Annotated in this window: 21 protein-coding genes; 9 read left to right on the top strand and 12 right to left on the bottom strand. The window is 64.5% G+C overall.

Annotated features, from left to right (window positions below; all coding sequences use genetic code 11):
- The gene (gene cobF / locus ABI582_RS26010; protein WP_442120689.1) at positions 1-750 is read left to right on the top strand and encodes a precorrin-6A synthase (deacetylating); all 750 of its coding nucleotides are present in this window, start codon (positions 1-3) and stop codon (positions 748-750) included.
- Positions 751-879: 129 nt separating this feature from the next.
- Here the strand turns inward: cobF and ABI582_RS26005 are convergent, their stop codons facing one another.
- Positions 880-1230 (bottom strand): response regulator, encoded by a 351-nt coding sequence (locus ABI582_RS26005; protein WP_442120688.1) that lies wholly within the window; start codon positions 1228-1230, stop codon positions 880-882.
- A gap of 241 nt (positions 1231-1471) precedes the next feature.
- Here ABI582_RS26005 and ABI582_RS26000 point away from each other — a divergent pair, with 241 nt between their 5' ends.
- Genes ABI582_RS26000 through ABI582_RS25980 form a run of 5 tightly spaced genes read left to right on the top strand, consistent with a single transcriptional unit; the run spans position 1472 to position 7971 of the window.
- Entirely contained in the window at positions 1472-4939 is a 3468-nt protein-coding gene (locus tag ABI582_RS26000; protein WP_442120687.1) for a response regulator, read from the top strand.
- Positions 4936-5757 carry a CheR family methyltransferase gene (locus tag ABI582_RS25995; RefSeq protein ID WP_016499120.1) on the top strand — a complete coding sequence of 274 codons (822 nt, stop codon included), beginning with the start codon at positions 4936-4938 and terminating at the stop codon, positions 5755-5757. The genes ABI582_RS26000 and ABI582_RS25995 overlap by 4 nt, the downstream gene beginning before the upstream one ends.
- Positions 5754-6329 carry a chemotaxis protein CheB gene (locus ABI582_RS25990; protein ID WP_019472989.1) on the top strand — a complete coding sequence of 192 codons (576 nt, stop codon included), beginning with the start codon at positions 5754-5756 and terminating at the stop codon, positions 6327-6329. Before ABI582_RS25995 ends, ABI582_RS25990 begins: the two co-directional genes overlap by 4 nt.
- Positions 6323-7549, top strand: coding sequence for a hybrid sensor histidine kinase/response regulator (locus ABI582_RS25985; RefSeq protein WP_338744385.1), 1227 nt, complete (start codon positions 6323-6325; stop codon positions 7547-7549). The genes ABI582_RS25990 and ABI582_RS25985 overlap by 7 nt, the downstream gene beginning before the upstream one ends.
- 44 nt (positions 7550-7593) lie before the next feature.
- Positions 7594-7971, top strand: coding sequence for a response regulator (locus ABI582_RS25980; RefSeq protein ID WP_338744384.1), 378 nt, complete (start codon positions 7594-7596; stop codon positions 7969-7971).
- Positions 7972-8094: 123 nt separating this feature from the next.
- Here the strand turns inward: ABI582_RS25980 and ABI582_RS25975 are convergent, their stop codons facing one another.
- Genes ABI582_RS25975 through ABI582_RS25965 form a run of 3 tightly spaced genes read right to left on the bottom strand, consistent with a single transcriptional unit; the run spans position 8095 to position 10735 of the window.
- Positions 8095-8676, bottom strand: coding sequence for a TetR/AcrR family transcriptional regulator (locus tag ABI582_RS25975; RefSeq protein WP_063426671.1), 582 nt, complete (start codon positions 8674-8676; stop codon positions 8095-8097).
- A gap of 12 nt (positions 8677-8688) precedes the next feature.
- Positions 8689-9537, bottom strand: coding sequence for a 3-hydroxybutyryl-CoA dehydrogenase (locus ABI582_RS25970; protein WP_049275465.1), 849 nt, complete (start codon positions 9535-9537; stop codon positions 8689-8691).
- Between the two features lie 13 nt (positions 9538-9550).
- Positions 9551-10735 carry an acetyl-CoA C-acyltransferase family protein gene (locus ABI582_RS25965; protein WP_442120686.1) on the bottom strand — a complete coding sequence of 395 codons (1185 nt, stop codon included), beginning with the start codon at positions 10733-10735 and terminating at the stop codon, positions 9551-9553.
- Positions 10736-10903: 168 nt separating this feature from the next.
- Here ABI582_RS25965 and ABI582_RS25960 point away from each other — a divergent pair, with 168 nt between their 5' ends.
- A complete protein-coding gene (locus ABI582_RS25960) occupies positions 10904-11914 on the top strand; it encodes an AraC family transcriptional regulator ligand-binding domain-containing protein (protein WP_442120685.1) in 1011 nt (336 codons plus the stop codon).
- Between the two features lie 129 nt (positions 11915-12043).
- Here ABI582_RS25960 and ABI582_RS25955 read toward each other — a convergent pair whose 3' ends face one another.
- Positions 12044-12481 carry a carboxymuconolactone decarboxylase family protein gene (locus tag ABI582_RS25955; protein ID WP_442120684.1) on the bottom strand — a complete coding sequence of 146 codons (438 nt, stop codon included), beginning with the start codon at positions 12479-12481 and terminating at the stop codon, positions 12044-12046.
- A gap of 201 nt (positions 12482-12682) precedes the next feature.
- On the opposite strand from ABI582_RS25955, the gene ABI582_RS25950 reads away from it, so the two are divergent.
- Positions 12683-13879 carry a cyanate transporter gene (locus tag ABI582_RS25950; RefSeq protein ID WP_442120683.1) on the top strand — a complete coding sequence of 399 codons (1197 nt, stop codon included), beginning with the start codon at positions 12683-12685 and terminating at the stop codon, positions 13877-13879.
- Here the strand turns inward: ABI582_RS25950 and pdxR are convergent.
- Positions 13872-15305 carry a MocR-like pyridoxine biosynthesis transcription factor PdxR gene (pdxR, locus tag ABI582_RS25945; RefSeq protein ID WP_442120682.1) on the bottom strand — a complete coding sequence of 478 codons (1434 nt, stop codon included), beginning with the start codon at positions 15303-15305 and terminating at the stop codon, positions 13872-13874. The two genes, ABI582_RS25950 and pdxR, sit on opposite strands and share 8 nt — an antisense overlap.
- Positions 15306-15387: 82 nt before the next feature.
- Positions 15388-15726 carry a hypothetical protein gene (locus tag ABI582_RS25940; RefSeq protein WP_442120681.1) on the bottom strand — a complete coding sequence of 113 codons (339 nt, stop codon included), beginning with the start codon at positions 15724-15726 and terminating at the stop codon, positions 15388-15390.
- Positions 15727-15922: 196 nt separating this feature from the next.
- On the opposite strand from ABI582_RS25940, the gene ABI582_RS25935 reads away from it, so the two are divergent.
- The gene (locus ABI582_RS25935; RefSeq protein WP_442120680.1) at positions 15923-16504 is read left to right on the top strand and encodes a flavin reductase family protein; all 582 of its coding nucleotides are present in this window, start codon (positions 15923-15925) and stop codon (positions 16502-16504) included.
- Positions 16505-16663: 159 nt separating this feature from the next.
- Here the strand turns inward: ABI582_RS25935 and ABI582_RS25930 are convergent, their stop codons facing one another.
- From ABI582_RS25930 to glcD, 5 genes are all read right to left on the bottom strand, one after another.
- Positions 16664-18832, bottom strand: a complete 2169-nt coding sequence (locus ABI582_RS25930) for a malate synthase G (protein ID WP_442120679.1) — start codon at positions 18830-18832, stop codon at positions 16664-16666.
- Between the two features lie 152 nt (positions 18833-18984).
- The gene (locus ABI582_RS25925) at positions 18985-19383 is read right to left on the bottom strand and encodes a heme-binding protein (protein ID WP_442120678.1); all 399 of its coding nucleotides are present in this window, start codon (positions 19381-19383) and stop codon (positions 18985-18987) included.
- On the bottom strand, positions 19376-20611 hold the full coding sequence (glcF, locus tag ABI582_RS25920) for a glycolate oxidase subunit GlcF (protein ID WP_442120677.1): 1236 nt from the start codon (positions 20609-20611) through the stop codon (positions 19376-19378). The genes ABI582_RS25925 and glcF overlap by 8 nt, the downstream gene beginning before the upstream one ends.
- Before the next feature lie 9 nt (positions 20612-20620).
- The gene (gene glcE, locus ABI582_RS25915; RefSeq protein WP_442120676.1) at positions 20621-21673 is read right to left on the bottom strand and encodes a glycolate oxidase subunit GlcE; all 1053 of its coding nucleotides are present in this window, start codon (positions 21671-21673) and stop codon (positions 20621-20623) included.
- Positions 21673-23172, bottom strand: a complete 1500-nt coding sequence (gene glcD / locus ABI582_RS25910; protein ID WP_442120675.1) for a glycolate oxidase subunit GlcD — start codon at positions 23170-23172, stop codon at positions 21673-21675. The genes glcE and glcD overlap by 1 nt, the downstream gene beginning before the upstream one ends.
- Between the last annotated feature and the right edge of the window lie 36 nt (positions 23173-23208).

The following is a 23208-nucleotide window of genomic DNA, read 5'->3' as shown; positions in this document are numbered from 1 at the left end:
ATGAAAGAGCTGTTGTTGATCGGCATCGGTGCGGGTGACCCGCGCCAGATCACCTACGAAGCAGTGGATGCGCTGCGTAGCGCCTGCGTGTTCTTCGTGCTCGACAAGGGCGGCGAAAAGGATGAGCTGGTCCGCCTGCGCAAGGCCATTCTGCAACGCTACCGTCCCGAGGGTGGCTATCGCCTGGTGCAGGTGGCCGACCCCTTGCGCGATGGCCAGGCGGATGACTACCTTGGCGCGGTGCAGAACTGGCACCGGCAGCGTGCTGCGCTGTATGCCCAACTGATCGAGCAGGAGATTGGCGATGGGGAAACCGGCGCTTTTCTGCTGTGGGGCGAGCCAGCCCTTTACGACAGCACTCTGCGTATTCTCGAGCTGGTCCGCGAACGCGGCGTGGCCCTGCGCCTGCAGATAATCCCTGGCATCAGCAGTTTGCAGGCGCTGGCGGCGCGTCACCAGGTGCCGCTCAACCGCATCGGCGAGCCGCTGACCGTGCTGCCAGGGCGGCGCCTGGCCGGGCACGGGCCTATCGACAACGTGGTGGTGATGCTGGACGGGCAGTGCGCGTTTGCCCAGCTCGACGACCCGGAGTTGATGATCTATTGGGGCGCTTACCTGGGGACTGAGGATGAAGTGCTGATTGCCGGGCCGTTGCAGGGGGTGAAGGCGCGGATACTGGAAGTGCGTGAGCAGCAGAGGCGGCGCAAGGGGTGGATCATGGATACCTATCTGTTGCGCAGGGAGCTGTGAGCTGTGTTGCCTGTACTGGCCTCTTCGCGGGTAAACCCGCTCCCACAGGTACTGCACAGCGTTCGAAACGGTGCGGTCCCTGTGGGGGCGGGTTTACCCGCGAAGGGGCCGGTACAGGGAGCCCCAATCTCAAACCGGACCGAGAATGGCCACCACCTTGTCGCGCAATTGGTCGATACTGAACGGCTTGCCAATCAGATGCATGCCCTCGGGCACATCGATGCTGTCGGCATAGCCACTGGCGAACAGCACGGGCAGCAACGGGCGCAACTCGCGTGCTTTGCCTGCCAGCGCCTCACCGCGCATGTCCGGCAAACCCACATCGGTCATCATCAGTGCCAGTGTCTGGTTCGGGTCTTCGAGCACCCGCAGCGCGGCTGCGGCGTCTTCGGCTTCGATGACCGAGTAGCCCAACTCGTCGAGCACTTCGACCATCAGCATACGGACGATGTCGTCATCTTCGACTACCAGAAGGTGCATGGTTTGGGTCCTGTGCAATGAATGTCTTTAATCTGTGCTCCGGTTGGCAGCAGAAGTTCCCGAGGATACCGATCCCTGCAATCAGATGGAACGATTGGCGCACTGCGCCTTCAAATACTGGCTAAATGCCCTGCCAGACCCGGTAAAGCTGGTTAGACTCGCTTATCAGGACGGCGCAGTGGCAGATAACAACAATCCGCCACTCTTTTCCAATGGACTTTTCTTTCTCGGGCGTTTTCACATGATTCAAGCAGCCTCGATGGACCAGCGAAGCTTCCGCAAACTGCTGAGCCGTAACATCGGCCTACCCTTGGGGGTTGGCCTGCTGGGTGCGGTGGCCTTCGTCGCGGTGATCAATTACCTGCTTTCGGCCATGCAGTGGGTCGAGCACACCGACCGGGTGATCGGCAATGCCAACGAGACGGTCAAACTGTCGATCGACATGGAAACCGGTATGCGCGGCTTCCTGATCACGGGTGACGAGCGTTTCCTTGACCCCTACGAGGTGGCCAAGCCGCGTATTCTCGGCAGCCTGCAAAGCCTGCGCGCGATGGTCGAGGACAACCCGCAGCAGGTTGATCGCATCGACCGGCTGATTGCCTTGCAGCACGCCTGGAACGACTTCGGCAACGAGATGATCACCCTGCGCCGCAGCCAGGGCGATTACCAGGCCTCAATCGGCAATGGCCGGGGCAAGCGCATCACCGATGAAATCCGTAAGGAATTCGATGGCCTGATCAGCACCGAACAACAGCTGCGCATGGCCCGGAACGAAACGGTCAGCTCGGTTACTGTGACGGCGATTTCGGCCTTCGTGCTGTTCATCGTCAGCCTCAGTGGTTTGCTGGCGTACCTGGGCCGTCGAGACTTGCTGGCCCTGTCGACCAGCTACGATGAAAACCTTCAGGCCCAGCAGCGCTCGGCGCAGCGTCTGGAGCACCAGGCCTGGTTGCGCAACGGCCAGACCCAGTTGGCTCAGCAGGTGCTCGGGCAACTGACCTTGCCCATGCTCGGCGACAACATCCTGCGCTTTTTCGCTTCTTATCTGGGCAGCGTGGTGGGCGCGGTGTATGTGCGCGACGAGCATGGCCGCCTGGTGCGGGTGGCCTGTTATGGCCTGGGCGCCGAAGAGCAGGCCCGCGAGCAGATCAGGCTGGACCACGATGGCCTGTTGGCCCAGGCGGTGCGCGAAGGCCGCCTGTTGCGCCTGGACGACCTGCCAGAAGACTTCTATCGCCTCAGTTCCGGCCTGGGCAGCGGCTTGCCGCGCAGTGCGCTGCTGATGCCGGCTACCGAAGACGGCCAGATCAACGGGGTGATCGAGCTGGGTTTCCTGCGCCCGCTGCAAGAACGCGATGAAGAGCTGCTGGAACGCGTCGGCGGCAACCTCGGCATGTCTATCGAAAGCGCCCGTTATCGTCAGCGCCTGCAGGAAGTGCTGGCCGAAACCCAGCAACTGAATGAAGAGCTGCAGGTGCAGCAGGAAGAACTCAAGACTGCCAACGAAGAGCTCGAAGAGCAGTCACGGGTGCTCAAGGAGTCCCAGGCCCACCTGGAGACCCAACAAGCCGAGCTGGAGCAGACCAACGAGCAGTTGTCGGAACGCACCGATGCGCTCGACCGCAAGAACGACGAGCTGGGCCGGGCGCAGGTGGAGTTGCAGGCCCGCGCCGACGACTTGCAGCGCTCGAGCAAGTACAAGTCCGAATTCCTCGCCAACATGTCCCACGAGCTGCGCACGCCGCTGAACAGCTCGTTGATCCTGGCCAAGCTGTTGGCAGAAAACGGCGAAGGCAACCTCAGCGAGGAGCAGGTCAAGTTCGCCGAATCCATCTACTCGGCCGGCAACGACCTGCTCAACTTGATCAACGACATTCTCGACATCGCCAAGGTCGAGGCCGGCAAACTCGAAGTGCGCCCCGAGACCACCCAGGTCGAGCGCCTGGCAGAAGGCTTGCGCGGCATGTTCCAGCCGCTTGCCGGCCACAAGGGCCTGGCCTTCGAGGTCAAGGTCGAGCCGCAGGTGCCGGCCACCCTGTTCACGGACCGTCAGCGCCTGGAGCAGATCCTCAAGAACCTGTTGTCCAACGCCATCAAGTTCACCGAGCGCGGCCAGGTCAGCATGAACGTCAGCTTCCAGGCTGGCAGCGGTATCGTGTTCGCCGTGCGCGACAGCGGCATCGGCATTGCTGCCGATCAGCAGCAGGCGATCTTCGGCGCCTTCCATCAGGTCGATGGCACCAGCAACCGCCGCTACGGCGGCACCGGCCTGGGCCTGTCGATTTCCCGGGACCTGGCGCATTTGCTCGGTGGCCAGATCAATGTCGAGAGCACCCCGGGCCAGGGCAGTGTGTTCAGCCTGATTCTGCCGGAACGCTATGCTGCCGAGGCCGAGGACATAGAGCCGCAAAGCCTGCGCCCTGCCGTCGACGCGTTGCCACCTGCACCCCAAGTGCCGGTGGCCGCTGCCGCCATGCGCCCGGCGCCGACTTTTGCCGACGACCGCGAGCGGGCACCCTTCGATACCCGGTGCATTCTGGTGATCGAAGACGAGCCCAACTTTGCCCGCATCCTATTCGACCTTGCGCACGAACTGGGCTACAGCTGCCTGGTGGCTCATGGTGCCGACGAAGGCTTCGAGCTGGCGGCCCAGTACATACCGGATGCCATCCTGCTGGACATGCGCCTGCCCGACCACTCGGGCCTGACCGTGCTGCAGCGCCTGAAGGAGCAGGCTGGCACCCGCCATATCCCGGTGCACATCATTTCGGTGGAGGACCGCGTCGAAGCGGCCATGCACATGGGCGCGGTGGGGTATGCGGTGAAACCGACCAGTCGCGAAGAACTCAAGGAAGTCTTCGCTCGCCTGGAAGCCAAGCTTACGCAAAAGCTCAAGCATATCCTGCTGGTGGAAGACGACGACCTGCAGCGCGAGAGCATCGCCCGGCTGATTGGCGACGACGATATCGAGATCACTGCCGTGGCCATGGCCCAGGACGCCTTGGCGCTGTTGCGCGAGAACATCTACGACTGCATGATCATCGACCTCAAGCTGCCCGACATGCTCGGCAACGAGCTGCTCAAGCGCATGACCGCCGAGGATATCCGCTCCTTCCCGCCGGTAATCGTGTACACCGGGCGCAACCTGACCCGCGAAGAAGAAGCCGACCTGCTCAAGTATTCGCGGTCGATCATCATCAAGGGCGCGCGTTCGCCGGAGCGCCTGCTCGACGAAGTGACGCTGTTCCTGCACAAGGTAGAATCGCAGCTGTCCAACGAACGCCAGCGCATGCTCAAGACTGCGCGTAGCCGCGACAAGGTGTTCGAGGGGCGCAGGGTGCTGCTGGTGGACGACGACGTGCGTAATATCTTCGCCCTGACCAGTGCCCTGGAGCACAAGGGCGCCATCGTCGAGATCGGCCGTAACGGCCGCGAGGCCATCGAGCGCCTGGAGCAGCATGACGACATCGACCTGGTGCTGATGGACGTGATGATGCCCGAGATGGACGGCTTCGAGGCCACCCGGCTGATCCGCCAGCAACCGCGTTGGCGCAAACTGCCGATCATCGCCGTGACCGCCAAGGCCATGAAGGATGACCAGCAGCGTTGCCTGCAGGCCGGAGCCAATGATTACCTGGCCAAACCGATCGACCTGGACCGCTTGTTCTCGTTGATTCGTGTATGGCTGCCGCAACTGGAGCGAATTTGACTAGCGAACGTAACACCGACATCGAAATCCGCTTGCTGATCGAGGCCATCTACCTCAAGTACAGCTACGATTTCCGCAACTACTCCGGCGCTTCGATCAAGCGCCGGATCCTGCACGCGCTGCGCCAGTTCGACTGCCTGACGGTGTCGGCGCTGCAGGAGCGTGTGCTGCATGACCCAGGCATGTTCATGCAGTTGCTGCAGTACCTGACGATCCCGGTCAGCGAGATGTTCCGCGACCCTGACCACTTCCTTGCCGTGCGCAACGAAGTGGTGCCGCTGCTGCGTACCTGGCCCTCGATCAAGGTCTGGATTGCAGGCTGCAGCACAGGGGAAGAGGTGTATTCCATGGCCATTCTGTTGCGTGAAGAAGGGCTGCTCGAGCGCACTATCATCTACGCCACCGACATCAACCCGCATTCGCTGGACAGGGCCAAGCAGGGCATCTACTCGATGCAGAGCATGCGCGAGTACGAGGAAAACTACCGCCTGGCCGGCGGCCGTCGTGACTTTACCGAGTACTACACGGCGGCTTATGGCAACGCCATCATGGACAGCAGCCTGCGCGACAACGTGACCTTCGCCGACCACAGCTTGGCCACCGACAGCGTTTTCTCCGAGACCCAGCTGGTGTCGTGCCGCAACGTGCTGATCTACTTCAACAAGGAGCTGCAGGACCGCGCCCTCGGGCTATTCCATGAGTCGCTCTGCCACCGGGGTTTCCTGGTGCTGGGCAGCAAGGAGTCGGTGGACTTTTCGGCCTACAGCGACCGGTTCGAGCCGCTGGTCAAGCCCGAACGGATCTTCCGTAAATCATGAACGGCGTACGCGCAGTGGTGATCGGCGCCTCGGCTGGCGGCGTGGCGGCATTGTTTGAAGTGCTCGGCGCGCTGCCACCGGCGTTCGCCCTGCCTGTGCTCTGCGTGCTGCACCTGCCGGACGACCGCCACAGCCAACTGGCCGAAGTGCTGCAGCGTCGGCTGCATCGGCCGGTGCACGAGGCACGTGACAAGGAACGGATCAGCAGCGGGCAGATCTATGTGGCGGGGCCGAGTTACCACCTGTCGGTGGAGCACGACCTGACGCTGTCGCTGAGCCAGGAAGAACCCGTGCATTTCTCGCGTCCAGCAATCGATTTTTTGTTCATCTCGGCGGCCGATGCCTATGGCGACGGCCTGCTAGGCGTGCTGCTCACCGGTGCCAATGAAGACGGCGCTAGGGGCCTTGCCTATATCAAGAACAATGGGGGCCGCACGATAGTCCAAGACCCTCGCGACGCACAGGTCGCCCTGATGCCGGAGGCCGCCCTGGCCCTGCACCAGCCCGACCATATCCTTACTCTGAGTGGTATCGGGCAGCTGCTCGCGACCCTGGAATACAGCGCATGCTAAGCCACACCACCGCCAAACTGCTGATTGTCGACGACCTGCCGGAAAACCTGCTGGCGCTCGATGCCCTGATCCAGGGCGACGACCGCGAGGTGCACCAGGCCCAGTCTGCCGAAGCGGCGTTGTCGTTGCTGCTCGAGCACGAGTTCGCGCTGGCCATCCTCGATGTACAGATGCCGGGCATGAACGGTTTCGAACTTGCCGAGCTGATGCGCGGCACCGACAAGACCAAGAACATCCCGATCGTTTTCGTCAGCGCCGCAGGCCGCGAGATGAACTATGCCTTCAAGGGCTACGAGAGCGGCGCCGTGGACTTTCTGCACAAGCCGCTCGATACCCTGGCGGTGAAAAGCAAGGTCTCGGTGTTCGTCGACCTTTTCCGCCAGCGCAAGGTGCTGGGCCGGCAGCTGGAAGCCCTGGAGCATAGCCGCCAGGAGCAAGAGCTATTGCTCAGCCAGCTGCAGGTGGCGCGATGTGAGCTGGAGCATGCCGTGCGCATGCGCGACGACTTCATGTCGATCGTCTCCCACGAGGTGCGCACGCCGCTCAATGGCCTGATCCTGGAAACCCAGTTGCGCAAGATGCACCTGGCACGGGGCAACCTGGACGCCTTCAGCGCCGACAAGCTGCAGGCCATGGTCGAGCGCGACGAGCGGCAGATCAACAGCCTGATCCGGTTGGTCGAAGACATGCTTGATGTTTCGCGCATCCGTACCGGTAAATTGTCGCTGCGCCCCAGGCTGTTCGACCTCGGCCAGCTGGTGCGCGGGTTGGTGGAAAACTTCACCGCCCAGGCCATGGCCCTGGAAACACACATCGAACTGCAGCGCTGCGAAGCGTTGAAGGGTGAGTGGGACGAATTCCGGATTGAACAAGTAGTGGCCAACCTGTTGTCCAACGCCATGCGTTACGGCGAGCGCAAACCGGTGCAGGTGCGGGTGTTCGAGCAGGAGGGCATGGCCTGGGTGCAGGTGCAGGATCACGGCATCGGTATCAGCGCCGCCAACCAGCAGCGGATCTTCCAGCAATTCGAGCGGGTCGCTGCCCAGCAAGCCAGTGGGGGCTTGGGTTTGGGGTTGTACATCTCCGAACAGATCGTGCAGGCGCACGGTGGCCGGATACGGGTTGAAAGCGAGGAAGGCAAGGGCGCCACATTCACCCTGCAATTGCCGCTGGCAACATTCAAAGAACAAAACGACCAGGCGCGGGCAACCTCTGCGTGAGCCTGGGGTCTGATGGCCAACTGTAAGAATTTCAAGGCGTTAACATGAGTGAAGATGCACAAGATGTGGTGTTGGTCGTCGAGGACGAACCGGCGATTCGCATGATTTTGCGTGATTACCTGGCAGGTGAGGGGTACCACGTGCTGGTGGCCGAAGATGGCGAACAGGCGTTTGCCATCCTGGCCAGCAAACCGCACCTGGACCTGATGGTGACGGACTTCCGCTTGCCGGGTGGCATCTCCGGCGTGGAGATTGCCGAGCCCGCGGTTAAGTTGCGGCCAGACCTGAAGGTGATTTTCATCAGTGGCTACCCGGCCGAGATCCTCGAGTCTGGCAGCCCGATCACCCGCAAGGCACCGATCCTGGCCAAACCGTTTGACCTGGATACCTTGCACGAGCAGATCCAGAAATTGTTGCGCTGAAAGCAGATCTTCAGGCGCAGTGCGGCCCCTAGATCTTTGCCTCATCGCGAGATTGGCGGGGCCGCTGCGCGCCCCATCGCGACACAAGGCCGCTCCTACAGGTCTGTGTTGGCCTGGGTGGGCCTAGCGCAGGGTCCGCTCTATACCGCCTGCCAACATGCTTTCCATCAGCCCCAGCCCCTGTTCTTCTGGCAATGCCTTCAACATCCCCGGCAACTGGTTCAGCAGCGTCGCCACCACATGCGCCGTCGCCACCAAGGCTTGCCCCTGCAACTTCGCCTGTGGCGCGATCAACCTCAGCAACCCCGCCTCGTAACGGTTGCGCAACAAGGCCAGGCGCGCCTGCTGGTCATCGCTCAGGCAGCACAAGTCACGCTCCGCCAGCCGAAACTGCATCGGCCGCTCGGCATGCAATTGCCAGTGCGCTGCGATCAGGCAGCCCAGTGCCGAGGCCCCGCGGGCCATGGCCCGGCGGCCTTGGTCCAAAGTGGCCTGCAGTTCTTCGTACAACTCCTCGATCAAGTCGTACAACAGGTCCTGCTTGCTGGGAAAGTGGTGGTACAGCGAGCCTGCCGTCAGCCCCACATGGGCCGCCAGCTCGCGCATGCTGACCTGGCCAAAGCCCTTTTCGGCAAACAGCGCCATGGCCCGGTCACGTCGCTCCTCAAAGCTGGCACAGCGCATTGCGGCATTGACCGGGGGCATGGCGCCTTGTCCTCAGTAGGTGAAGAAACCGCGGCCGGTCTTGCGCCCCAGCCAACCGGCCGCGACCATTTCCTTGAGCAGCGGGGCAGGGCGGTACTTGCTGTCGCTGAAGCCTTCATGGAAGGCCTCCATGATCGCCAGCAGGGTGTCCAGGCCGATCAGGTCGGCCAGGGCCAGCGGGCCGATGGGCTGGTTGCAGCCCAGGCGCATGCCGGTGTCGATGTCCTCGGCACTGGCCAGGCCTTCCTGCCGCACGAAGATCGCTTCGTTGATCATCGGGACCAGGATGCGATTGACCACAAAGCCTGGGCGGTTGCCTGCGGTGATCGGCGTCTTGCCGACCTTTTCGGTCACCACCAGCGCCTGGGCGTAGGTGCTGTCGCTGGTCTGCAGGCCGCGGATGATCTCGACCAGCGCCATCATCGGCACCGGGTTGAAGAAGTGCACGCCAATGAAGCGCTCGGGGTGCTCGATGCTGGCGGCCAGCTGGGTAACCGACAGCGACGAAGTGTTGGTGGCGATCAGGCAGTCGTTGGCGACGTTGGCGGCCACTTGCTGCAAAATGCGCTGCTTGAGCTGCAGGCTTTCGGTGGCGGCCTCGATCACCAGCTGCGCGCTGCTGAGTTGGGCGTAGTCGGTGCTGGTGCGGATGCGCGTCTTTGCCGCCGCCGCCTTGTCCGCATCCAGGGTGCCTTTGCTCACCTGGCGCTCGAGGTTCTTGCTCAAGGTGGCCACGCCGCGCTCCAGCGCCGCGTCGGAAACATCCACCAGCAGCACCTGGTAGCCGGCGACGGCGCACACCTGGGCAATGCCGTTGCCCATGGTGCCGGCGCCGATCACGGCGATCTGTTCAATACTCATGTGTCAGGCTCCCTCAGGCGCGCTCGAAGACCACGGCAATGCCTTGGCCGCCACCGATGCACATGGTGGCCAGGGCGTAGCGGCCCTGAATGCGCTGCAGTTCATGGATGGCCTTGGTGGCGATGATTGCGCCAGTGGCACCCACCGGGTGGCCCAGGGAAATACCCGAACCGTTGGGGTTGACCTTCTCCGGGTCGAAGCCCAGCTCGCGGGCCACGGCGCAGGCCTGGGCGGCGAACGCTTCGTTGGACTCGATCACGTCCAGGTCCTGCAGTTTCAGGCCGGTCTTTTCCAGCACCTTGCGGGTGGCCGGGATCGGGCCCAGGCCCATCAGTTCGGGCTCGACACCGGCGTGGGCATAGCCCACCAGGCGCGCCAGCGGCTTCAGGCCCAGGCGACGCACGGCATCACCGCTGGCCAGCACCAGGCCGGCCGCGCCATCGTTGATGCCGCTGGCGTTGCCGGCAGTCACGGTGCCGTCCTTCTTGAACACGGTCTTCATGCCGGCCAGTTGCTCGGCGGTAACGTCGCCACGCACGTGCTCGTCCACGGCGAACTGTACGGTGCCTTTGCGGGTTTTCAGCTCCACCGGGACGATCTGGCTGTCGAAACGGCCTTCGGCAATGGCGCGGGCGGCGCGGCGCTGGCTGGTCAGTGCCAGTTCATCCTGCATCTCGCGGGTAATGCCGTGTTTGGCGGCGACGTTTTCTGCGGTGATGCCCATATGGAAGTGTTCGAACGGGTCCTGCAGCACGCCGACGGTGTAGTCGATGCCTTGCAGGTCGCCCATGCGCGCGCCCCAGCGCGCCTGCGGCAGCAGGTACGGGCCACGGCTCATAGACTCGGCACCGGCGGCCACGGCCACATCGGCATCGCCGAGCAGCAGGCACTGGGTGGCAGAGACGATGGCCTGCAGGCCCGAGCCGCACAGGCGGTTGACGTTGAAGGCAGGGGTTTCCTTGGGGATGCCGGCGTTCATCGCGGCAACCCGCGACAGGTAGGCATCGCGCGGTTCGGTCGGGATCACGGTGCCCATGACCATATGGCCGATCTGCTCGGCGGCCACGCCCGAGCGCTCGATGGCGGCGCGGGTGATGGTGGTGGCCAGGTCAGCCAGGGGCAGGTCCTTGAGCGAGCCTCCAAAACCACCGATGGCGGAACGCACGGCACTGACGACGTAGATTTCTGGGCTGCTCATAGAGGCTCCGTAAGCTTAGGCATGGCGGGACCGGGCCAGGCTCTGCGAGAATGGCCGGCGGTCCCGGAGTGGGATCGAGTCTAGGCAAAGGCTCTGTTGCAGCCTATGCCGGATCTGTTCAAACAACCTGGCACTTTTTGCCACTCAGCATAGACAGCGAAAACCACCATGCGCGATAGCGATTCGGTCGCCGTGTACTTTCTCAATGCCATGCTCCACGCCCTGCGCGACAGCCCAGCCGAGCGTGATGCACAGTTGCGCGCGGTAGGCATCGACCCGCAGCTGCTTGAACAGCCCCAGGCACGCGTACCGGCCAAGGCCTTCGCCGAGCTGTGGCTGGCACAGATCCAGCACCTGGACGACGAGTTCTTCCGCCTCGACAGCCATGGCATGCCGCTGGGCAGTTTCGCCTTGATCTGCCGGGGGCTGATCCTTGAACCGAACCTGGAAAAGGCCTTGCGCCAGTGCATGAGTGGCTTCGGCCTGTTCCTGCGCGACCTGCGTGGCAGCCTGACGGTGCGCGGTGGGCGCGCGCTGATCAGCGTGCAGTCGGGCATTGCCGACCCGCTGACCCGGGTGTATGCCGAGGAAACCTACCTGGTGCTGATGATCGGCATGTTGTGCTGGCTGGCTGGGCGGCGGATTGCCATCGACCGCACCGAGCTGGCCGTGTCGCGCCCGGCCCAGGACGACGACCTGCTGTTGTGGGGCCCGGACCTGCGCCTGGGCAGCGGGCGTACCGAAGTGGAGATCGACAGCGCCTACCTGCGTCTGCCAGTGGTGCAGGACCTGGCGACCCTGAAAACCTTTCTGCGCAGTGCGCCGCAGGGGTTGGTGATCCGCTTTCGCAACCAGAACGGGCTGGCGGCTGAGGTATACCGGCTTTTGCGCGCCCGGCACTATGGGCAGTGGCCGACACTGGCGGCGCTGGCACAGCAGCAGGGGATCAGTGCCAGTACGTTCCGCCGGCAGCTGGAGCGGGAAGGGCGGTCGTACCAGCAGATCAAGGATGAGGTGCGCCGGGCGATGGCCTTCGAGCGGTTGCGCGAGGGGGTGTTGAGCATTGCCGAGATCGCCGAGCAGGCAGGTTTCCAGGAGCCCAGTGCATTTCACCGGGCGTTCAAGAAATGGACCGGGCAGAGCCCCGGCAGCTATCGGGCGCGGTTGGCCGGGCGTTGATGTGTCACCTGCACCGGCCTCTTCGCGGGCACGCCCGCTCCCACAGGCCCCCACGGGATCTGAAACCTGCGCAGTCCCTGTGGGACCGGGCGTGCCCGCGAAAAGGCCGGTGCAGGTAATGAGGCATGATCAGGCCGGCACCATGGCAAACCCGACCCCGAAGCGGTTCCAGGCATTGATGGTGGCAATCGCCAGGGTCAGGTTGGCCACCTCGGCCGGCTCGAAGTGTTCCTGCAGGGCTTCATACTCCCCCTGCGGCGCGCCCTGTTCAGGTAGGCGAGTCAGGCTTTCTACCCAGGCCAGTGCCGCACGTTCACGCGGGGTGAAATAGGCGGTTTCGCGCCACACGCTCAAGGTCTGCAAGCGCGCTTCGGTCTCGCCGGCCCTGCGGGCATCGTTGGCGTGCAGGTTGATGCAATAGGCGCAGCCGTTGATCTGCGAAGCGCGCAGGCGCACCAGTTCCAGCAGCGAACTCTCCAGGCCGCTCTTGGCCAAGGCCTGTTCCAGGCCGACCATGGCTTTGTAGGCTTCCGGGGCGTGCTTGGCCCATTCGATACGGTTGTGCATGGCTGTCTCCAAAAGGTGTGGGGTGGGAATGGCTCTACTGTAGCGCTGCCCTTTGGCCTCCCCGATAGCCAATTACGCACATAAGCGGGAGGCCAATCGGCCATTCAGGTGGCCACTGACAAGCATCCAATCTCTTCATTTCTGCCAGGCCTGCCAAGCCGGGATAATGGCTGGGTCCTGCTACCCGAGAACCGATGCACAATGAGAGCTGCTTTGAACCTGTTGCTGGTGATTCTGCTGGCGCTGAACCTGCGGCCGATCCTGACCAGTATCGGCCCGTTACTCGAACCCATGCGCGCCAGCACCGGGCTGGGCTACCAGCAGGCAGCCCTGCTGACGGCGTTGCCGGTGCTGTGCATGGGCCTGGTGCCGTTGCTGCAACCTTGGCTACGACGCTGGATCAGCGAGCATGGCGGCATGCTCGGTGGCCTGGCTGCAATTGCCCTGGCCTGCCTGTGGCGCCTGCAACTGGACAGCGCCTGGGCGTTGATTGCCAGTGCGGTGGTCGCCGGCCTGGGCGTGGCGGTGGTGCAGGGCATGATGCCGGGCCTGGTCAACCGCTGGTTTCCAAGCCGCCTGGCGGGGGCGATGGGGCTGTACTCGGCAGCGTTGATGAGTGGTGGCGGCATGGCTGCCGTGCTTGGCCCCCATATCAGCGGCCATTTCGGCCACTGGCAGGTCGGCCTTGGCCTGTGGGCGATCCCGGCGCTGCTGGCGCTGCTGGCATGGGCGGTACTGCGGCCACGGCAGGGGGCGCCAAAGCTGGCCGGCGCTGCTGGCGGGCACTGGTTCGGCACGCGCCGGGCCTGGTTGCTGGCTTTGTACTTCGGCCTGATCAATGGCGGCTACACCAGCATGGTGGCGTGGCTGCCGGCGTACCATATCGAGCACGGCGGCAGTGCGCAGGGCGGCGCAGACCTGGTTGGCCTGATGACGGTGTTCCAGGTGGCCGGCGCTCTGGGGTTGCCGCTGTTGCTGCGGCGTTGGGCCGACCGCCGCCCGGGCCTGTGGCTGGCACTGGCGATCCAGCTGGCCGGTTTTCTCGGCCTGCTGCTGGCACCCACCCAGGCTTCGGGGCTGTGGGTGGCGATGATCGGTTTTGGCTTGGGCGCCTGCTTCAGCCAAAGCCTGACGCTGACCCTGGAGCACCTGAGGACGCCCGCCGAGGCCGGCAGCCTGGCGGCGTTCGTGCAGGGCATCGGCTTCATCATCACCGGTATCGTGCCGTATATCACCGGCTGGCTGCGTGACGTGAGCGGTGACTTCCAGGCGTCGTGGACGCTGCTCACCGTGACCGTGGTGGCCATGTTGCTGGTAACCAGCTGCTTCAATCCGCGCGGCTACGCCGCAGCCATCGCGCGACCGGTCGCGCCAGGTAACGCCGCGCCGGTCAGCTGAGACGTTGCAGGGTATCGCGCACGCGGTCCAGTGCGGGGTCGATGTCCAGCAGTTCGATGGCGCCGAAGCCCATCAACAGCCCCGGGCGTACCGGCGCTTCGCTGAAGAACGGCGCCAGTGAATACAGGCCGACCTCTACCTTGCGTGCCAGGTTGGCCAGCAACTCCACATCCACCCCGGGCGCGGCCAAGGCGCTGAGGTGGAACCCGGCGCTGGCGGGAATTGGGCTGAACCATGGTGCCAGGTCGCCCCCCAGGCGCGCCAGGATGCGCTCGCGGCGGGCGCTGTAGACCTCATGGCAGCGGCGGATGTGCTTGTTCAGGTGGCCTTCGCCCAAAAAACGCGCCAGCGCCCACTGCAGCAAAGTGGGGCTGTGCCAGTCACTGAGGTGCTTTGCCACGCAGGCGGCCTGCAACACGGCAGGCGGCAGCACGGCATAGCCCAGCCGCAGCTCTTGCAGCAAGGTCTTGGAAAAGGTCCCGACATAGGCCACCAGCCCGTGCCGGTCCAGGCGCTGGAGTGCATCCGAAGCTGGCCCGTGGTAGCGGAACTCGCAGTCGTAGTCATCTTCGATGATCAGTGCACCCAGCTCGGCAGCTCGCGCCAGCAGGGCATGTCGGCGTGGCTCGCTCATGGGCATGCCCAGCGGGAACTGGTGGGAGGGCGTTACGTAGATCAGCCGGGTGCCATCGGTGATCTGCTCCACGCACAGGCCTTCATCATCCACCGGCACGGACTGCAGGCGTGCGCCCAGGGCCAGGAACAGCTGCCGTGCCGGCGGGTAGCCTGGGTCTTCCATGGCCACCTGACAACCTGGTTCGACCAGTACCCGGGCGATGAGGTCCAGCGCTTGCTGGGCGCCGTTGCACACCAGCAGGTCGGCCGCGCTGCAGTGCACGCCGCGGGCGTAGGCGATGTGGTGGGCAATGGCCTCGCGCAGCTCTGGCAGGCCCTGCGCCTGGAACTGCCGTTCGGGGTGGCGCTGGCTGCGGCGCAGGGCGTAATTCAGGCAGCTGCGCCATTGGTCGAACGGGAACTGCGACTTGCTCGATGCCCCGCCGACAAAGTCATAGCGCGAGGGCGTTTGCAGCTGGCGTTGGGCGAGCACGGTGGCGCGCTGCTGCCAGCGTTCGAGGGATGCGGCGCCGGCCAGGGGAACGCTGGCTGATTCATGGCTGCGCAGGGGTTGGCGCGGGGTGATGAACGTGCCACGGCCGACCACGCCGCTGAGCAGGTTGTCGTAGGTCAGCCGCGAGTAGGCCTCGGCCACGGTCTTGCGCGATACGCCCAGTTGTTCTGCCAGCAGGCGGGTGGGCGGCAGTTGGGTGCCGGCAGCCAGGTGGCCGCTGTCGATACCGGCGCGCAGCTGCTGGTAAAGCTGGTCTGCCAGGCCTTTGCGGCCTTCCAGGCGAATGTGCAGTTCCATGGGGCGGTCCGGAGCGGGGGAGTGCTCAGGATAGCGGATTGGACAAGGAAGGGCATGGGGCTGCAACGCAGCCCCAAAAAGCTCAGAACCGGGCGGTGCTCACGGTGATATAGCCCTTGTCCGCCACCGCGATGCGGATCACTGTCTCGTCCGCTGGCGCCTTGCGGTTGCGCTTGATACGCACACCATCCACTGCGGCAGCTTTCAGGTGTTCGGTGATGGCCCGCCCGTTGGCGTCGAAGAACACCTCGCTGGCCAGCAACTCGATGCGTTCGATCAATTGCCGGGACTGTTCATCGGTGGCGCAGAAGAACATGACCCCCGACAGGTGCGGGTCTTCATCGGGGTTGCTCATGTCATGGGCCAGCATTTCGCGCAGTCTGCTGCGCAGTTCGGCAATGGAGCGGGCGTACAGGTGCATACGGAGCCTCCTCTGGAGCGCGGCTTTGCTTCATCCAGATCCGATCTTGTTTTCTAAGGTCAGCGGCAGCAAGTAGGACGCTTCCGAGAACCTTGTGGGAAATGCCTGAAGGCGCTGAGGTGCAATGCGTGACTGGCAGGAGGCCGGGGGCTGCTGCACAATTCGTCGTCTGATACCCGTCTTGCCGAGGATTGCCATGAACAGCCATTTCCAACCCGTCGACCTGAAAAAGGCCTATCGCCTGTTGAACCACGGGCCGACGGTGCTGGTGTCGGCCAGCCACGAGGGGGTGGACAACGTCATGGCGGCTGCCTGGGCTTGTGCGCTGGACTTCGACCCGCCCAAGGTGACCGTGGTGCTCGACAAGATCGCCCGCACCCGGCAGCTGGTGGAGGGCAGTGGCTGGTTCGTGATCCAGGTGCCGACCGCAGCCCAGGCGCAGCTGACCCATCAGGTCGGTACCCGAAGCCTGTTCGACCAGCCCGACAAACTGGCCAGCATCGGTGTGCAGCTGGCGCGGGTGGAAGGGCATGTGGCGCCCTTGGTGCAGGGCTGCTCGGCGTGGCTGATGTGCCGGGTGATCGACGAGCCGCACAACCAGAACACCTATGATCTGTTCATTGGCGAAGTGGTGGCGGCCTGGGCCGATGACCGGGTGTTCCGGGACGGGCACTGGGCTTATGAGAGTGCCGACCCGCAATGGCGCAGTCTGCACTACGTGGCGGGTGGGCATTTTTATGCGATTGGCGAGGCGGTGGTGGTCGATTCGCAGGATTGATCAAACAGGTCTGCACCGATCAAGTGTAGGAGCGGCCTTGTGTCGCGATCGGGCCGCAAAGCGGCCCCGGCAATATGTGCATCGCTGCTGAAATCCCGGGGCTGCCTTGCAGCCCGATCGCGACACAAGGCCGCTCCCACAGGGACCGCGCAGCTTGGGCTAGCGCTGAACCTCCTGCTTGAAGCGCAAGCGCCAGCCATGCAGCAACGGTTCGGTATAGCCGCTGGGCTGCTCGCGCCCTTTGAACACGAGGTCCCGCGCAGCGCGCAAGGCATGCGATGTATCGAAACCGGCTGCCATCGGCCGGTATGCCGGATCCCCCGCATTCTGCTGGTCGACTACCTGGGCCATGCGTTGCAAAGTCGCCTCGACCTGCTCGGCCCCTACCACCCCATGGTGCAGCCAGTTGGCAATGTGCTGCGCGGAAATGCGCAGGGTGGCGCGGTCTTCCATAAGGCCCACATCGTGAATGTCGGGCACCTTGGAGCAGCCGATTCCTTGCTCGACCCAACGCACCACGTAACCGAGGATACCTTGGCAGTTATTGTCCAGTTCGGCCTGGATATCAGCGGCACTCCAAGGCCGTTCGGGGCTGACCGGAATACTCAGCAGGTCATGCAGCAAGGCGCCGCGCTGGGCTTCCAGGTCGACCTGTTCCAGCGCCTGTTGTACGGCGGCTACGTCTACCTGGTGATAGTGCAGCGCATGCAGGGTGGCGGCCGTGGGTGACGGCACCCAAGCGGTGTTGGCACCAGCCTTTGGCTGGGCAACTTTCTGTTCGAGCATGGCCGCCATCAGGTCGGGCATGGCCCACATGCCCTTGCCGATCTGTGCCTTGCCGCGCAGGCCGCAGGCCAGCCCGACCAGCACGTTGCTGCGTTCGTAGGCCTGGATCCAGGCACTGCCTTTCATGTCGCTCTTGCGCAGCATGGCGCCGGCTTCCATGCCGCTGTGCATCTCGTCACCGGTGCGGTCGAGGAAACCGGTGTTGATGAACACCACCCGTGACGCCGCGCTGGCGATACAGGCCTTGAGGTTGACGCTGGTGCGTCGCTCCTCGTCCATGATGCCCATCTTCAGGGTATGTGCCGGCAGGCCCAGCAGGGCTTCGACGCGGCCGAACAACTGGTCGGCGAAGGCCACTTCGGCCGGCCCGTGCATCTTCGGTTTGACGATGTACAGGCTGCCTTCGCGGGAATTGCCGCGGCGCTTGAGGTCGTGCAGGCCGATCAGGCTGGTAATCACGGCATCGAGGATGCCTTCGGGGATTTCCCGGCCATCGCGGTCGTGGATGGCCGGGTTGGTCATCAGGTGGCCGACGTTGCGGATGAACAGCAGCGAGCGGCCCGGTAGTGTCAAGGGTTGGCCGTCTACGCCGTGGTACCGGCGGTCTGCGGCCAGGGTGCGGTTGAAGGTTTTGCTGCCTTTGCTCACCTGTTCGCTCAGGTCACCCTTCATCAGGCCCAGCCAGTTGCGATAGACGCTGACTTTGTCGTCGGCATCCACGGCAGCTACCGAGTCTTCGCAGTCGATGATGGTGGTCAGCGCGGCTTCCAGGGCGATGTCCTTGACCCCGGCCATGTCCTGCTGGCCGATCGCACTGGTTGGGTCGATCTGGATTTCGAAATGCAGCTGGTTGTGCTGCAACAGGATTGCCGTGGGTGTGCTCGGCTCACCCTGGTAACCCCGCAGTTGTGCGCGATTCTGCAACACGACCTGACGGCCGTCGGCCAGGGTGACCTGCAGGGTGCCCTGGTCGATTGCGTAGGCTGTGGCGTCGCTGTGTGAAGCGCCGTCGAGTGGGGCGCTAGCGTCGAGGTACTGCCGGCCATAGGCAATCACCTTGGCACCGCGCACCGGGTTGTATCCTTGGCCGCGTTCGGCGCCAGCGGTTTCGGCAATGGCATCGGTGCCGTACAGCGCATCGTACAGCGAACCCCAGCGGGCGTTGGCGGCGTTGAGGGCGTAGCGGGCATTGCTCAGCGGCACAACCAGCTGCGGGCCGGCTTGTATGGCGATTTCACGGTCGACGTTGGCGGTGCTGATCTGCACGTGTTCGGGGGCTTCGACCAAGTAGCCGATGCCTTGCAGGAAGTGCTGGTAGCCGGCCATGTCGCGGATCGGGCCGGGGTGCTGGCGGTGCCAGTTGTCCAGCTCGGTTTGCAGGCGCTGGCGTTCGGCGAGCAGGGCGCGGTTTTGCGGGGCAAGGTCGTGGACGAGGGTGCTGAAACCTTGCCAGAAGGCGTTGGCTTCGATACCGGTACCGGGGAGGACTTCGTCTTCGATGAAGCGCTGGAGGGTGGGGGCGATCTGGAGTTCGTTTGACATTGTCTGTTCGCTCGATGTTCGGTCTTCGGGAATTCAGTCGCCTGTGCGGGCCTCTTCGCGGGTAAACCCGCTCCCACAGGGACCGCAGGCACCTCAAATCCAGTGCAGTACTTGTGGGAGCGGGTTTACCCGCGAAGAGGCCGTTACAGGATCTACAAGGCAGCCGCCCCAGCCTTGGCTACCTGGGCATCCTGTTCGGACTTGACCCCGGATACGCCGATGGCACCCACCACCTGGCCATCCACCCGCAACGGCACGCCACCTTCCAGGCTGGTCAGCAGCGGTGCGGTGACGAATGCGGTACGGCCGCCATTGACCATTTGCTCGTAATCCCGTGTTTCCTTGCGCCCCAGCGCGGAGGTACGGGCTTTCTCCACGGCAATGTAGGCACTGGCCGGCGCACAGCCATCCAGGCGTTCCAGGGCCAAGGGGTGGCCGCCGTCGTCGACCACGGCGATGGTCACGTTCCATTGTTGTGCCAAGGCTTCCTGGCGGGCGGCGGCCAGCACACGGGCGACTTCGGCATGGCCGATCACGAACTTGCTATGCATGGGGGTTCTCCGGGTTCAAGGCTGCTTCGACGATTTCGATCCAGTGCCGTACTGGCGTGCGCCCGGCCCCATCGAGGTGGGCCTGGCAGCCGATGTTGGCGGTGGCGATGACTTGCGGTTTGCCGCTTTCCAGTGCGTTGAGGCGGTTGTCACGCAGTTGCAGCGACAGCGCCGGCTGGGTCAGCGAATAGGTGCCAGCCGAGCCGCAGCACAGGTGGCCGTCCGGCACCGAGGTCAAGGTAAAGCCCAGGCGCGTCAGCAGCGCCTCTACCGCGCCCCCCAGTTTCAGGGCGTGTTGCAGCGTACAGGGGCAGTGGAAGGCCAGGCGCTGTTCGGCGCACAGGCCCAGTTGCTCGATCGGCTCATCGCGCAATACTTCTACCAGATCGCGGGACAGGGCGCTGACCCTTGCAGCTTTGGCAGCGTAGCGGGTGTCGTGCTCCAGCAGGTGACCATAGTCGCGCACGAACGCGCCGCAGCCGCTGGCGGTTTGCACGATGGCCTCGGCACCTGCTTCGATAGCCGGCCACCAGGCGTCGATATTGCGCCGCGCACGCTGCAGGCCTTGCTCCTGGGCATTGAGGTGATAATCCACCGCGCCACAGCAGCCGGCCTGATGGATCGGTTGCACGCTAATCCCCAGGCGGTCGAGCAGGCGTGTCGCAGCGGCATTGGTATTGGGTGACAAGGCCGGCTGCACGCAGCCTTCCAGCATCAGCACCTGGCGTGCGTGGCGTGGCGCGGGGCGCTCGCCGGGCGCCGTGATGCGCGCCGGCAGCTTGCGCTTGAGCGTGGCCGGCAACAGCGGGCGCAGGGCCTGGCCGCTGCGGGTCAGCGCCTTGAACAACGCAGGGCGTGGCACCACCGCACGCAGGCCCTGGCGCAGCAGGCGCTGGCCAAGCGGGCGCGGTACCTGCTGTTCGACCACGGCGCGGCCGATGTCCAGCAGGTCGTGGTACCTGACCCCGGATGGGCAGGTGGTTTCGCAGTTGCGGCAGCTCAGGCAGCGGTCCAGGTGCAGTTGGGTGCTGGCGGTGACCGGCTCGCCTTCGAGCACCTGCTTTATCAGGTAGATACGCCCGCGCGGGCCGTCCAGTTCATCGCCCAGCAGCTGGTAGGTGGGGCAGGTGGCGGTGCAGAAACCACAGTGCACGCAGGAGCGCAGAATGCTTTCGGCCTCGTCGGCGCGGGCCAGCCGGCGGCTTGTTTCGCTCAGGTTGGTTTGCATGGTCTGGCCTCACAGGTCCGGGTACAGGCGGCCAGGGTTGAACACCCCCTGGGGGTCGAGCTGCTGCTTGAGGGCGCGGTGGTAACGCATCAGTGCGGCGGGCAGGGGTGGGCTGCTGGCTGCACCGGGGGTGTAGCAGGTAGCGTGGCCGCCCACCTTGGCGAGTTGCTCGCGAATCGCCTGCGCCGGTGCGCTGGACTTCAGCCAGCGCTGGGCCCCCCCCCAGTCGACCAACTGCCGGCCGGGCAGGTGCAACTCGCCGGTGGCGTTGGGCAGCGACAGCCGCCATAGCGGCGCGGAGTCACTGAAGAACGCCAGGCGCTGCTCGCGCAGGTCGCGCCAGAAGCCGCTGTCGATGGTTTCGCCGCCCAGGCGCTGGCGGGCCGACTGCACCGAGCCCTCACCGCCTTCCAGGCGCAGGTACAGGGCGTCGCCGTCATGGCAGGCCGCGCTGATCGGCAATGGCTGCTGGCCCCATTCGGCCATCTCGGCCAGTGCCTGGTGGCAGCCCATCGGCAGGCGCAGGCTCAGGCATTCGCGCGGCCGAGGCAGCACCTTCAAGGAAACTTCAGTCAACAACCCCAGGCAACCGAAGCTGCCGGCCATCAGCCGTGATACATCGTAACCGGCCACATTCTTCATTACCTCGCCACCAAAGCGCAGCAGCTTGCCGTGGCCGGTGATCACCCGCGTGCCGAGCACATAGTCACGTACCGAACCGGCCCACGGCCGCCTGGGGCCGGACAGGCCCGCCGCGACCATGCCGCCCAAGGTGGCCTCGGGGCCCAGATGCGGGGGCTCGCAGGGCAGCATCTGTCCGGCCTCGTGCAGCGCCGCTTCGATCTCGCGCAGCGGAGTGCCTGCGCGGGCGGTGAGCACCAGTTCGGTCGGGTCGTAGCTGACGATGCCACGGTGGCTGCGGGTGTCGAGTACTTCGCCGGCCACCGGGTTGCCGAGCATGGCCTTGCTGTTGCTGCCCTGGATACGCAATGGCGTGCCTTGGTTCAAGGCCTGGTTAACCTGCTCCAGCAGGGCCTGGCCGATGTCGCGGTCCATGCTCATCAGAAGCGCTCCAGGTTGGGGAACGGCAGTTGTCCGTGGTGCACGTGCATGGCGCCGAACTCGGCGCAACGGTGCAGGGTGGGGATGTTCTTGCCGGGGTTGAGCAGGCCCTGCGGGTCGAACGCGGCCTTGACCGCGTGGAACAAGGTGATTTCGTCGCTGTTGAACTGCGCGCACATCTGGTTGATTTTTTCGCGCCCTACACCGTGCTCGCCGGTAATGCTGCCGCCCACCGCCACGCACAGTTCGAGGATCTTGCCGCCAATGGCTTCGGCCCGCTCCAGCTCGCCGGGCAGGTTGGCATCGAACAGGATCAGCGGGTGCATGTTGCCGTCGCCGGCGTGGAACACATTCGCCACGCGCAGGCCGTATTCGCTGGACAGGTCACTGATGCCCTTGAGCACCCGCGGCAGTTCGCGGCGTGGGATGGTGCCGTCCATGCAGTAGTAGTCCGGGGAAATGCGCCCCACCGCCGGGAAGGCGTTCTTGCGCCCGGCCCAGAAACGCACGCGCTCGGCCTCGTCGCAGGCCAGCCGCACCTCGCGGGCGCCGGCTTGGGTCAGCACGGCGGCCACCCGTTCGCAGTCGTCGTGCACATCGGCCTCCACGCCATCCAGCTCGCACAACAGGATGGCCGCCGCGTCAACGGGGTAGCCAGCGTGGATGAAGTCTTCGGCGGCGCGGATTGCCAGGTTGTCCATCATCTCCAGGCCGCCTGGAATGATGCCGGCGGCGATGATTTCGGCCACCGCCCGGCCAGCGTCCTCGACACTGTCGAAACTGGCCAGCAGCACCCGCGCCACCTGCGGTTTGGGCAGCAGTTTCACGGTCACTTCGGTGACGATGCCGAGCATGCCTTCAGAGCCAGTGAACAGCGCCAGCAGGTCGAAGCCGGGGCTGTCCAGGGCATCGCTGCCCAGGGTCAGGTGTTCCCCTTCGACCGTGAGAATGTCCACCTTCAGCAGGTTGTGCACGGTCAGGCCGTACTTCAGGCAGTGCACGCCACCTGCGTTCTCGGCGACGTTGCCACCGATGGAGCAGGCAATTTGCGAGGAGGGGTCTGGTGCGTAGTACATACCATGGGGTGCGGCGGCGTGGGAGATGGCCAGGTTACGTACGCCGGGCTGCACGCGGGCGTAGCGGCCCTGCGGGTTGACCTCCAGGATGCGGTTGAAGCGTGCCATCACCAGCAGGATACCCTTGGCCAGCGGCAGGGCACCGCCCGAAAGCCCGGTGCCGGCGCCACGCGCGACCACCGGTACACCGCGCTGGTGGCACAGCTTGAGCAGCGTCTGCACCTGCTCCAGGCGCTCGGGCAGTACCACCAGCAGCGGTACCGTGCGATAGGCCGACAGGCCATCGCATTCGTAGGGTTTGAGGTCTTCTTCGCGGTGCAGGATATCGAGGTCCGGCAGGGCACTGCGCAGTGCCTGCAGCAGCTCTGCCTGGTCCACGGCGGGCAGCGCGCCATCGACGCGTTCGTCGTACAGGATATTCATCGGCTCACTCGGCAACGGTTTTTGTTGTTGTTGGCA

Source organism: Pseudomonas sp. SAS7 (genome assembly GCF_052112345.1).
In the GTDB taxonomy this organism is placed as follows: Bacteria; Pseudomonadota; Gammaproteobacteria; order Pseudomonadales; family Pseudomonadaceae; genus Aquipseudomonas; species Aquipseudomonas putida_Q.
The sequence above is the reverse complement of the archived record's forward strand: the minus strand, read 5'-3'. Positions and strand labels throughout refer to the sequence as shown.

Coding starts and splice junctions, on each gene's coding strand:
- cobF (WP_442120689.1), top strand. CDS start 1: ATGAAAGAGCTGTTGTTGATCGGCATCGGTGCGGGTGACCCGCGCCAG.
- ABI582_RS26005 (WP_442120688.1), bottom strand. CDS start 1,230: ATGCACCTTCTGGTAGTCGAAGATGACGACATCGTCCGTATGCTGATG.
- ABI582_RS26000 (WP_442120687.1), top strand. CDS start 1,472: ATGATTCAAGCAGCCTCGATGGACCAGCGAAGCTTCCGCAAACTGCTG.
- ABI582_RS25990 (WP_019472989.1), top strand. CDS start 5,754: ATGAACGGCGTACGCGCAGTGGTGATCGGCGCCTCGGCTGGCGGCGTG.
- ABI582_RS25985 (WP_338744385.1), top strand. CDS start 6,323: ATGCTAAGCCACACCACCGCCAAACTGCTGATTGTCGACGACCTGCCG.
- ABI582_RS25980 (WP_338744384.1), top strand. CDS start 7,594: ATGAGTGAAGATGCACAAGATGTGGTGTTGGTCGTCGAGGACGAACCG.
- ABI582_RS25975 (WP_063426671.1), bottom strand. CDS start 8,676: ATGCCCCCGGTCAATGCCGCAATGCGCTGTGCCAGCTTTGAGGAGCGA.
- ABI582_RS25970 (WP_049275465.1), bottom strand. CDS start 9,537: ATGAGTATTGAACAGATCGCCGTGATCGGCGCCGGCACCATGGGCAAC.
- ABI582_RS25965 (WP_442120686.1), bottom strand. CDS start 10,735: ATGAGCAGCCCAGAAATCTACGTCGTCAGTGCCGTGCGTTCCGCCATC.
- ABI582_RS25960 (WP_442120685.1), top strand. CDS start 10,904: ATGCGCGATAGCGATTCGGTCGCCGTGTACTTTCTCAATGCCATGCTC.
- ABI582_RS25955 (WP_442120684.1), bottom strand. CDS start 12,481: ATGCACAACCGTATCGAATGGGCCAAGCACGCCCCGGAAGCCTACAAA.
- ABI582_RS25950 (WP_442120683.1), top strand. CDS start 12,683: ATGAGAGCTGCTTTGAACCTGTTGCTGGTGATTCTGCTGGCGCTGAAC.
- pdxR (WP_442120682.1), bottom strand. CDS start 15,305: ATGGAACTGCACATTCGCCTGGAAGGCCGCAAAGGCCTGGCAGACCAG.
- ABI582_RS25940 (WP_442120681.1), bottom strand. CDS start 15,726: ATGCACCTGTACGCCCGCTCCATTGCCGAACTGCGCAGCAGACTGCGC.
- ABI582_RS25935 (WP_442120680.1), top strand. CDS start 15,923: ATGAACAGCCATTTCCAACCCGTCGACCTGAAAAAGGCCTATCGCCTG.
- ABI582_RS25930 (WP_442120679.1), bottom strand. CDS start 18,832: ATGTCAAACGAACTCCAGATCGCCCCCACCCTCCAGCGCTTCATCGAA.
- ABI582_RS25925 (WP_442120678.1), bottom strand. CDS start 19,383: ATGCATAGCAAGTTCGTGATCGGCCATGCCGAAGTCGCCCGTGTGCTG.
- glcF (WP_442120677.1), bottom strand. CDS start 20,611: ATGCAAACCAACCTGAGCGAAACAAGCCGCCGGCTGGCCCGCGCCGAC.
- glcE (WP_442120676.1), bottom strand. CDS start 21,673: ATGAGCATGGACCGCGACATCGGCCAGGCCCTGCTGGAGCAGGTTAAC.
- glcD (WP_442120675.1), bottom strand. CDS start 23,172: ATGAATATCCTGTACGACGAACGCGTCGATGGCGCGCTGCCCGCCGTG.